This window comes from Pseudoalteromonas sp. XMcav2-N, from assembly GCF_024124545.1.
GTDB lineage: Bacteria > Pseudomonadota > Gammaproteobacteria > Enterobacterales > Alteromonadaceae > Pseudoalteromonas.
Window position 1 is genome coordinate 244620 of record NZ_JAMXSF010000003.1, and the last position, 11535, is coordinate 256154.

Below are 11535 nucleotides of genomic sequence, written 5' to 3' on the forward strand. Positions count from 1 at the left end.
GAGAGGAATTACCAACACATTAAATTGATACACCTCAACACAGTGAAAGCAGTTCAATTGCACACGATCAAGCGTAAAAACCGCCACTGCACACAAGACCCCTATCACTATAAGTAGCTTAGTCAGCTTCATTCTGTCTCCAGATATCATTTTACCTTGTCATGCTCAGACAACCTATCCCGAATACCCGCACTCAGCGCATCCATGCATACCTGGACAGCCATAGGTGTATGCTTTGAAAAGGGAGTGAGCAAGTAAACCGAATTTTCGGGCATACTTGCGTGTGGCATGAGCATAGTAACATCCCTCAAAAAGCGCTTTAAGTAAAAGTCCGGAACTAAGCCTATTCCTGCCCCGGCCCGGATTAGTGAAACGGTACTATGAAATGCATTTGTGATGCAACTAACCTTAGGAGTTAGCGTCCTTTTTTCACCATTTTCCGTGATAAACTGATGCGTTATCTGCGCGCCTTCCCAGGCATTTGCAATATAAGGAGCCTGTGTCAGTTTCTCTTTTGAAAAACGTGCATGGCCGCATAGTACATCGCGAAAGCGACCCAGCCTTTTTTGTCTGAGTGTGCTGTCTTTAGACGTACCAATACGGACTGCAATATCTATGTTATGCGCCATCATATCGAGGTGCTGATCATCACAAGTTAGTTTGACTAGCACACCTGGGTACTGTTGCATCAATTCACAAATAATCGGAGTGAGCAGGCTTTCTATCAGTGCATTCGGCGCTGTAATATGTACGCTTCCCTCAGGTTCAACCTGTTGGGCCTGAATATCTTCCCAGGCCGCTTCGGCTATCTGATTGAGTGCTTTACACGCCTCATAAAAGCGCTTGCCTGGCTCAGTCAGAAACTGTCGACGAGTTGTGCGTTTGATCAACACCACCCCCAACTCCTGCTCAAGCACTTTTAAATGCTGACTGATCACGGATTTTGACAAGCCTAGTTTTTCTGCCGCGCCAGACAGAGAACCGGCTTCGACGACGTGGGCAAACAACGACATTTTTCCAAGTTGGCGCATATTGATTGTGTGGAATAACTAAACAGTGTTTTTTATTATCTTTGTTTTTAAGAACAATTAAAACCACTATTCTAATCTCACTGAAACAAAACAAACGGAGTCTCTCGATGACAGACCAACAAGAACTGGCTTTATGTCAGGCTGGTATTCAAGCCTGGCAGGATGCATTTAACCGACAAAATGCCGCTGGCTGCGCTGCACAATATGCATCAACTTGTACTATGCAGGCGCGCCCAGTAGGCATGTTTACAGGAGCTGATGATATAAGAGCATTTTGGCAGGACATTATCGACCAGGGGTTCAGTGATGTAGTCTATTTCGACGTCGTATGGGAAAAGCACCCAAAAACAGGTTACTTACTCAGTGCAAACTGGACGATGAACAAAGCCTTTGGCAAGATCCACGCTGAACATTGGGTGGTTGAGCAAGACGGCAGAGCTCGCCTGCAAAGTGATGATTTTGAGATCCTGGGCGAGCGTTAAGCCACCCAGGAAACTGCGCAAAGCTAAGCAAGCTCAGCTTGTGGTGCTTCTTTTGGGTTAGGACCGTATTCGTTTTCACCCGGATTACTGTCCATCACATTAAACACAAGCAGTACCAAAGGGCCGACTAAAGGCACAAATGTTAACAGCATCCACCAACCACTGCGGCCAATGTCGTGCAAACGGCGTACACCAACTGCAATACTTGGAATAATTACGGCAAGCGCATACAAGCCACTTACGAGACCGACACCCGCTTCCTCAGAGTACATTCCCAGCATCATATCAACCAAACCCAGCACAATCATGACGATGAGATTACATAGCATAAACAGCCAATACTCTTTACGTCTTGCTCGACCCTTGAATTCCGTATAGTTTTTTAAAACAGATAAATAACTGTCGATCATTCTTACTTCTCCTTATTTTTCCTATTTAACTTGCTGCAATCTGAAGATTGCGACAAACAAAGCGTAAATGGCATTAAATACTTTCTTACCAAAGGCCATTCTATTGTCTGTTTACTACAGCACAGCGTCAGCGACTTAACTAATAGAGAACCGAGGGTGCCCAAAGCACACTCATTACATTGGCTAATCCAATCTTTACAGTATTATATTACTGCTCAGACTTGAGCTCCCTATTAGTTGCCATAAAGTATAGAGAAAAACGGTTAAAAATCTTCCCGATATTGCAAACGGTTAGCTTTGAGACGCAGGCAAACCCATAATGAGTTCATACCACAGCGATAAGATAAGGCAAAGGTATTACACAAAGGAAAAAACGCGGTACATTCAGGGTGTACCGCGTTTTATCAGTTAAAGACTAATGCTTGACACTAGGTTTGGTTAATAATGGTTCTCTACTTAATATGCAATGAAAACCAAACACTTTGGTTTAAGAACCTGCTATCTCAGACTCAGCTAGCGAACATACACATATGAAGTCTGTTGACTTACGTAAGTCACAATATTTGTAGATTTATAGATCTTGGAATAACCGTAAATATTCTGATAGTCTAGCATTGAATAATCAGAACCAGAGCCTGAACAGCCTGAGTTTTCATGCCAAAATAACCGATATCTCCTCTCTCCCGTCTCGCCCGGAATTAAACCAAGCGTGTCCTGAAGAGGCACACAATTTGCGTTTTTAAGCACAGAAATATCAGCAATCGCATACGCACCATTGAAGGTGGGCATTGTCATCATCAGCTCGCTATAGGTATCTTTGATATATTGCCAATGTGCGTCTGGCAGGTGGTAATTGTCATCAAGTGATGTAATGTTCTGCGCTTCGACCATAAAACCGGTTAAGTCGTTTGGCCAGCCATCATAGTTTTTATTAGGTGCAAACCTGATGCTGACTAAAGTCCAGCCACCACCTTGATATTCCATATCACAGTAAGTCGTGAACTCGCTCAGACCACCTCTGCCATCCACATCCAGTGTATAATAGCCAGATTGCGCGCTGGGATCTGCGCTTAGAATAGCTTGACAGCTTTGTGGCTCAGGCGCTTCAGGCTCGCGAACATTTAGATTCGCGCGAACGGTCATCGTATCACTGCCCAGGGTTGTAATGTCCTGCGCAAACAAGTGACCATTCAATTCAAGTACATTAACAACTTCTGTGGTATGCGTTAACTCTGTATCTTTAGACTGCTCTTCATGAAGAAAAATATCATGCTCACCCACTGGAGTAATTTGATCAGTAGCTTTCACCTGTTCGAGCTTGTATGAGATACCTGAATCAAGCCGACCTTCACTATTTGGCGTATAAATAGCAAGGTAAGCCACTTTTTCATATACTTCAGAACCAGTACTGCTTTCCTGATACTGAACTTGAGCGTTAAAACCTAGTCGTGTAACGTGACTCGCTCTGGCAGTGTAGGGGTCAACACCATTGCGCGTTTGACCAGTCAGAAAGACAAACGGAACTTGCGGCATTGTCTCTGAAAAAGACAACATTTGACTACTGCCATTGAGGTCAACCACTCCAACCTCCCAGATAGAACCGTCTGACTGAAAGTGTCTCCCATAATCTAAGACAAAGGTTGACACAGTTTCACTCAGATGCGCACCATCCAGATAAGGCCACTCAGAGAATGAGATATTTACGGTGCCATCGTTATTGTCAACAACAGAAACGGTACCAGCAGTAGAGTCATTAAAGCTCGCAACACCTGTAAATATTGCTTGCTGCGCCGCTTTTCCGACAGAGGTACCCTGCTCTGCAATTTGGTTAAACTGTAAATCCTGTGCATTAACAGAACATGCAGAAGCCATAAACAGAGATATTAAAGTTTTTCTATTCATTACTCTTCCCTTATTATAATTGGGTATTTAATTCCCTATAAATTATTGGATTTATAATACAATAATCGAGGAATTACACCTACAATAGAATTGAAGTAATGAAATTTGAAGTACAAAAGTGTGATCTAAGTCTATTCTCGACGCTGACCCTGAGCTTAAGTCTGATAATAAACTGCTAGATTAAATATCAGTAAATAAAAAACGCGGTAACCCTCAGATATACCGCGTTTTGTTATCGAGAGAAACCGACTATTTAAGCGCCTGCTCAACAATCGGGTAATGATCCCAAACTTGCTTATCGGCAAGTGATCGAACCAGCTTTACATACTCGGCATGCGTCCAGGCCAGTGGTGTAGCAGAGTTTGTGCCCTCGCCCAGTGTATAACCGAACGGATTCACACCCACGCCATCCCAAACCTGTTCAGGCAACATCAGGCCTTCATTTGCAAAGTGCTCCATGCCTTTGATGTAAGTGTATTTGATACGCTTAACGGCATTGTCATCCAATCCATTAGCCTGGCTGGCCGCTGCGATTTCGTAATGGCCACGCTCACCGGTGAAGAAAGGCCATACCCGACCACGCTGACCGGCTGTGTTCTGACCCTGCTCAGCATAATTGGTTCCACGCACTTCGTCTTCTCCGTAACCGTCATTACCATAGCGGCGGTAGCCCGGATAACTATTAGGATCCCCGGCAAAGTTAAAGCTGTATTTAACTCGCAGGTTCTCCGGCAGGTTTTCATCCTCATACTCTGGCAAGGTATTGGTAATGCTGCTGGCATCTGCCGCTCTGACGCCGTAGCGCACAAGCTCAAGGAAGCCACCATCAATGATCTGCTTCTTATCCATCCCGGCTCGACCATTGTTATCGCTCAGCTTAGTATCCGTATTCGGGTTGGCGTCTTTGCCAATACGGAAGAAATATTTACCATCGCTTTGCTTAGAAGGCAGGTTCCCCTCAGTGGTGAACATGGTCGATTCCACTTCTCTGTCGTAGCGTTTAGCCGTTGCCATGTAACGCTCACTGCCGGCTTTATCTCCGGCAAGCTTTGCAATGTCACTGGCAGCGACCAGGCCAGCGATAATGGCGGCGGTGGTCGACGGTGAATAGCCGTCCTGCTCTTCCCAACGCTCCTGCTGTGTGGCCGGTGGTGTGATCTGCGTGTCATTCCAGAGGATTTTTGCCAACCCGCCGTCGACCAGGAATTCAGCCGCTGGCTGGAGCATACGCTTGTACCAGTAGGCAAGCTTCTCATCGCTCAGTACGCCGGCCTGCCAGAGTTTCCACGCCAGCATAATCGGCATAGCAGTCTGATCCAGCTGCACGCCTACCCACTCCAGCTCACCGTCAACATGGGTTTTTTGTAAGAACCAGCCGGTATCGCCATGGTTGCCAGGCGTCTTCTCCGTGACCTGTACTTTTTCCAGATATTCGAATGCGGTCAGTGCGGTCTGCGGATCGCCCATGGCCAAAAATGCCATCGCAACCTGATAAAAATCGCGCACCCATACCGCTTTATAACCGGTGTGGCCTTGCTCAGCCGCCACGGTGTCACCCCAGGGGTTAGACAAAGAAGCAATCAGGGCTCCTGCGTGGGTTTTATCTTCCTGCGCCTTTAACACCAAAGCACTGGTGTAAAGTAGTTTGCCCTCATCGGCCGTATAAGCGCTGAGCTTTTGCATAGGCTCAAGACTGTTCAGGTAGTCGCGCCAGCCAATGGCTTCTCCTTCACCATTGTAGTGGGCCAGCACCTGCTGATAACCACGCGCCAGTGACTGAGCGCCTTCCTGGAAACTCGCGCTTTGCGAGTTGCCAAAACTCAGTGCCAGGTCGAATGTCGCCCGCTGATCCACGTCACCCAGCTCCGCCAGCCAATTAACGTTGCCGCTTTGTGCGCCTGTGCTGGTGTAACGCTGTGCCATTGACTGGCTTGCCTTAAGCTGTGCCAGACCATCGCTCTGACCGGTAAAGCCCACGCTTGCCTGCTTAAAGCCTGTGCTGCTTTGCAGTGTCAGGTAATTGTCTCCTTCCCAGGCAACCAGGCCCTGCTCAGTGACTTTCGCAAAATCGTTCAGGCCGTTGTTATTCACATACGGGTTCACGTTAACGAACAGCTTCACGCCATCAAGCTCTGTGTGTACCTTCGCCCGGACGAACAGCGTTTGCCCGTCAGGATCGGTGAATATGTGCTTCTCTAGCGTAAAACGGCCTTGCTTGTCTTTACTGATCACTTTGTATGCTAAAGACAGCGGACGACCCTGAGCATCTTTATCCAGGTAATCGATACTGACGTCCAGCGCATCTTGTTCCGTTACCGTAAAATCCGGGCCGGTAACAATAAACTGCATGTCTTTGATCTGTGCCTGGTGAATAAGACCAAACATCGTTTCCGTGATCATGCCCTTGGCGATGGAAAACCACACTTTTGATACGGCTTGCGTACTTGCTTGATCAGAATACTGGCCCTGCTTGTAAGCTTCGTAGGAAGTACCAATACCGGTTTTACCTGAGTACGCCCAGTATGGTTTGTCACCCGGTGCGCCTGGTGCTGTAGTCTGCGGTTTATCGGCGTAATTTGCGCTGCCACAGCCCACAAGTCCGGCAGCAACCAGTGCCAGAGTTAAACTAGATAGTTTTTTCATAAAGTCTCCTTGGGTGGTGTTATTGTTGTTCGATTTTCACCCGCATCACAGCAACTGCTGCGAGCAGGAACGACACACCACCAACCACTAATGCAAAAATCGGTTGATTATCAAATAGGTTTCTCAGGATCAGGCCAAGTACACTGGCCGCCATCAGCTGCGGGATCACGATGAAGAAATTAAAGATCCCCATAAAGACGCCCATTTTATGGGCTGGCAACGAATTACTCAGCATGGCGTAAGGCAGCGACAAGATTGAGGCCCAGGCAAAACCAATGCCAATCATCGGCAGCCAAAGCAGGCTCGGATCGGCTATCATTTTAAAGCTCAATAGTGCGCCTGCGCCCAGCAGTAAGTTAATGCAGTGTGCGCCACGCATGCCCAGGCGATTCACCATCACAGGAATACACACAGCAGCCAGTGCGGCAAAACCGTTGTAGGCGGCAAACAGCACACCCACCCAGTCAGCACCATCGTTATAGGCTTTGCTGGTTACCTCGGTTGTGCCGTAGTGAAAGCTGGTAACCGCAGAGGTGGTATAGATCCACATAGCAAACAAGGCAAACCAGCTGAAGAATTGCACCACGGCAAGCTGACGCATGGTGCCCGGCATAGTAAAGACATCGTAGATAACGTTATAAAAGCCACCTGAGGTGCTACCGCGCTGCTGAAAGTAGCCAGCAATTAACAGGACCAACGTAAAGGATAAGAACAACCCGCTCAGCAGATACAGCTCTTTTTCCAGTTGCAGTCCAATCACCGCAGCCAGGATCCCCCCACCAATCACGCCAGAAATCAGTGCCGCGCGTGCATAGTTGATCACCTGATAGCTCTGACTGGTTTGCGTTTCAACCGCTTCACCGGCAAACTCCGCCAGCTGCTGCGGCGTGTATTCTTTGGTATTTAGGATGGTCCAGCCCACCGCCGAAAACAGCACCACACCACCGAAGTAGAAAGCATACTTGACAGACTCTGGGATCTGACCCGGCTCTGCGGTATTGCTGATCCCAAACCAGTTGGTCATCATCCAGGGCAAGGCCGATGCCACCACGGCACCTACGCCAATAAAGAAGCTTTGCATCGCATAGCCATTGGCGCGTTGCTTTTCGTTGAGGTTGTCACCTACCAGAGCCCTGAATGGCTCCATGGTCACGTTAATAGAGGCATCCATGATCCACAGCATGCCCGCAGCTATCCAGAGCGTGGGAGAATTAGGCATAAAGAATAACGATAAGGTGGTCAAAATGGCGCCATACAGAAAGAAGGGTCGTCTACGTCCCAGCTTGCCCCAGGTGCGGTCACTCCAGTAGCCGATAATTGGCTGTACGATCAGACCAGTAAGTGGTGCGGCAACCCAGAGAATGGGAATATCATCGACTTTGGCACCCAGCGTCTGAAAGATCCGGCTGACATTACCGTTTTGCAGTGCGAAGCCAAACTGGATCCCCAGAAAGCCAAAGCACATGTTCCAGATCTGCCAGAAACTGAGTTGTGGTTTTTGTTTTTGCATATTAATTCTCTAGTTCAAAGACCGCACTGGCGAGTGGAGCCAGGGTGGCTGTCAGCTGATTGTTGTTAAGCGCAACCTGCCCATGTTGCTCCAGTCTGTCAATTGCTTTACCCTGCCAGCCATCTGGCAAAGTGACAGAAACAGCTTGAGGGGAGTCTGCATCAAAGTTGCTGATCACAACCAGACGTTGTGACTCGCTCTGACGGGCAAACCCAATCACTTTGGTTGCGGATTGACCGCTACGCGTTGTGACTGGTGTCGAGACTAGCTCGCCCTGTGCTATCGCACTGAATGAGGCCATGTTCATCAGTTTTTGGTAATAAGCGCGCAACGCCTTTTGCTCTTCACTCAGCAAGGCACCATCAAACTTGCCCTGGTTCATCCAGGCTTGATGGGCTGGTACACCTATGTAATCGAAGATGCTGGTGCGGCTGGGCTTGCCGAACCCGGCCATTTCTGAGCCGTCTTCACCCACGCTCTGAGCAAAATACAATAAGGTTGGTGACTGACTGATCAAATGACTCACCACCATGGCTGGTTTGCCTTTATTGGCGTCGCCTGCAAACTGTGGGCTGGCAATACGTTGCTCATCGTGGTTCTCTAAGAAGTGCAGCATGTGCGGTGCAATATCCTGAACGCTGGCATGCACATCCAGCACTTGCTGCGCCGTGCCTTTGCCCTGCATCAGGGCCTTGAGTGAGTCGTATAAGCCCACTTTGTCGTACAGGTAGTCCATCTTGCCCTGCTCAATGTAAGCACGGTAAAGCGTTGGGTTATACACCTCAGCAAGCAAGAAGGCGTCGGGGTTTTTCATCTTGATAGACGCATTGAGAAAGCTCCAGAACTCAACGGGCACCATCTCGGCCATATCATAACGGAAGCCATCTACGCCTTTATCCAGCCAGTAATAGGTAATATCGCGGAACTTATACCAGCTGTCGGGCAGTTTTTTATCCTGCCAGAATGCATAGTGCTCGCGATAATCAAGCTGGGCATAATGCGCCGGTAGTGGTGCAAAGTCGTAGCTGCCATCGGGCTTAACACCATAGTTCACTTTTACGGTTTCATACCAGTCATGAATATGGGGCCGGGCCGCGCGTGCGCCGTTACCGGTCCATTTGGCCGGGCTCTCAGTGAACTGGCCATCGGCAAGCGGGTGTGGCTCACCGCCAAGTACCTGATAGTCTTGCGAGCTTGGCACGCTAAAATCTTCGCCGGTCACATAGTAAAAGTTATTATCACGGGCATAGGTCACTGAAGTGTCGTCGTTTGCGCCGAAGTCGCTGACACCTTGTGGTGCGCTGAGCGATTGATAATTTCGGGCAACGTGGTTGGGCACTATATCAATCACCACTTTCATGCCCGCTTCATGGGTACGGGCGATCAGGGCTTCAAATTCAGCGAGTCTGTTGGCAGGGTTCACGGCCAGGTCCGGATTGACGTTGTAATAGTCTTTTACGGCATAGGGTGAACCTGCTCGGCCTTTAACCACATCCGGGTCGTCTTGAGTGATCCCGTACTCGGTATAATCGCCCACCAGGGCATGATGTAATACCCCGGTATACCAGACGTGGCTCACGCCCATGGCTTTGATTTCAGACAGGGCTTTTGGGGTGAAATCGGCAAACTTGCCTACGCCATTTTGTTCTTTTGTACCCCAGGGAATATTGTTGCTATTGGTGTTACCGAACAGGCGGGTAAAAACCTGATAAACAACTGGCTTTGCGTCGTCGGGCTGCGCTGCCAGACTCTGAGTGTCGGTGATTGTTGTCTTGTTGTCGTTAGTACTGTTGCAGGCACTCAGTACCACAGAGCCGGTGATCAGCCCAAGGGCGAACACCTGCGGTTTTACTGTCATCATAATATTGTCATTTTTAGTATTTTTAATGAGTCTACTGACTTGATAATCACGGGTGAACCGCCTGCATACGTATTCAGAGCGGCTATTCATCCTCGCGTCATGTTCAATATTCTTAGTGCTCAGATGTAAACGCCGCTCAAAGGCAAAGTTCGTCGATTTATCGCTTTTGGGCTAATCGCTCAAGTTGCACACGATGGTCATCAAAATTTAGTCCACATCGGGCAATGTAGTCCCGGATCTGTGATAAATCGTACTTGTTCGCCTCCTCATTGCCTGCGATCAATTGAGACTGTTCCGGATAAATGCCATAACCGGCAAGTAAACAGTGCCAGCTTGCGGATGGATAATATTTGTCGATATCCTGACGATGCAATTCATCCGATAAGTTTTTGCCCGACACCCAGGTTTGCAATACGTCATATAAAGAACGTGAGAGCTGATTGTTGTTCGCGTTATCGCGCCAGTATTGGGTATCGGTTCTGCTGTTTACACGGTAATGCGCCACAATATAGTCTCGGATTGCCTGATAACGCGCATCGAGTGACTGGTTGTGTCTGGTTTTGAATTTATCGGTGAACTCACCGTCCTGATAGCATTCAATAAAGCTTTGAACAGTTTCCTGTACAATATGAAGTGCAGTCGCCTCCAGCGGTTCAATAAATCCTTGCGACAGTCCAATGGCAAGACAATTTTTATGCCAGTGCTTTTTGACCTGCCCTACTTTCATGGTCAAATGACGTGCTTCAACCTCACTGTCCAGTAATCCCAGCGCAGCGCGCAACTCGGTCTCAGCTTTATCCGGATCGCAATAGCGTCGGCTGTAAACATAGCCATTACCAACGCGGTTGGTAAGTGGTATGTGCCAGCTCCAGCCAAATTTTCTGGCAATCGATTGGGTTTCTGACGAAATCACCTCGCCCTGCTCGGTTGGCAACACCACGGCAGCGTCGTTAAACAAGTTATTAGCAAAGGAATCGAAACCGACTTCTAAATGCTGCTGCATCAATAGACTGCGAAAGCCAGAGCAGTCAATAAAGACATCCCCGGTGACTTCCATACCGGATTCACAGATCAGGGCAGCAATATCACCGTCAGAGTGTTTACGCACATCGCTGACATTGGCCTGAATATGCTCTACACCCAAATCGCGGGCTGTTTGAGCCAAAAAGAGTCCAAGCTTACCGGCATCGAAATGATAGCCATAGTTAATTTCAAACGGAAAATGATGCGCAGCGATTGGCGCTTTAGCCTGCTCTGCCAGATAAGTGGTAAGGAAAAATGGGTCCGGGTGGCCTGCTACATCAATCGCTTTTCTTCGTACAAAGCTGTTGTGAAAAAAGGCTGGTGCTGAGTAATCGTCGGGCTGTGAAGGAAAAGGATGAAAGTAGCTGCTAAAGTCGGGGCGCGTTGACCAGTCAATAAAGCGAATACCGTTTTTATACGTTGCATTGCATACTGGCATCCACTGCGCTTCACTGATCCCCATAAAGTCCATAAACCCCTTGAACTGGGGAGTAGAGCCTTCGCCCACGCCAATTATGCCAATATCCGGAGATTCAACCAGGGCAATCTCAATCGGCTGGCCCTGCCAGCTTTTGGCCATCAGGTTAGCCGCCATCCAGCCTGCAGTACCACCGCCTAAAATCACGATTCTCTTTTTATTCATCATTTTCACCTCATAAAACAAAGCCACCAG

At 48.3% G+C, this 11535-nt stretch carries 8 protein-coding genes; 1 reads left to right on the forward strand and 7 read right to left on the reverse strand.

Annotated elements, in window-relative coordinates:
- Positions 1-146: 146 nt before the first annotated feature.
- Positions 147-1013 carry a LysR family transcriptional regulator gene (locus tag NH568_RS05750; RefSeq protein WP_253045487.1) on the reverse strand — a complete coding sequence of 289 codons (867 nt, stop codon included), beginning with the start codon at positions 1011-1013 and terminating at the stop codon, positions 147-149.
- A 125-nt stretch (positions 1014-1138) separates the two neighbouring features.
- Here NH568_RS05750 and NH568_RS05755 point away from each other — a divergent pair, with 125 nt between their 5' ends.
- A complete protein-coding gene (locus NH568_RS05755) occupies positions 1139-1513 on the forward strand; it encodes a nuclear transport factor 2 family protein (protein ID WP_253045489.1) in 375 nt (124 codons plus the stop codon).
- Between the two features lie 23 nt (positions 1514-1536).
- Here the strand turns inward: NH568_RS05755 and NH568_RS05760 are convergent, their stop codons facing one another.
- The 6 genes from NH568_RS05760 to NH568_RS05785 all read right to left on the reverse strand — a co-directional run bounded on the left by NH568_RS05760 (position 1537) and on the right by NH568_RS05785 (position 11505).
- Positions 1537-1920: a DUF805 domain-containing protein gene (locus NH568_RS05760; RefSeq protein WP_253045758.1), complete on the reverse strand. Its 384-nt coding sequence runs from the start codon at positions 1918-1920 to the stop codon at positions 1537-1539.
- Positions 1921-2436: 516 nt separating this feature from the next.
- A complete protein-coding gene (locus tag NH568_RS05765) occupies positions 2437-3825 on the reverse strand; it encodes a fibrinogen-like YCDxxxxGGGW domain-containing protein (protein ID WP_253045491.1) in 1389 nt (462 codons plus the stop codon).
- A gap of 249 nt (positions 3826-4074) precedes the next feature.
- Entirely contained in the window at positions 4075-6468 is a 2394-nt protein-coding gene (locus tag NH568_RS05770; RefSeq protein ID WP_253045493.1) for a glycoside hydrolase family 15 protein, read from the reverse strand.
- A gap of 19 nt (positions 6469-6487) precedes the next feature.
- On the reverse strand, positions 6488-7978 hold the full coding sequence (locus NH568_RS05775; protein ID WP_253045495.1) for an MFS transporter: 1491 nt from the start codon (positions 7976-7978) through the stop codon (positions 6488-6490).
- A gap of 1 nt (position 7979) precedes the next feature.
- Positions 7980-9839: an alpha-amylase family protein gene (locus tag NH568_RS05780; RefSeq protein WP_253045497.1), complete on the reverse strand. Its 1860-nt coding sequence runs from the start codon at positions 9837-9839 to the stop codon at positions 7980-7982.
- A 157-nt stretch (positions 9840-9996) separates the two neighbouring features.
- Positions 9997-11505: a tryptophan halogenase family protein gene (locus NH568_RS05785; protein WP_253045499.1), complete on the reverse strand. Its 1509-nt coding sequence runs from the start codon at positions 11503-11505 to the stop codon at positions 9997-9999.
- Between the last annotated feature and the right edge of the window lie 30 nt (positions 11506-11535).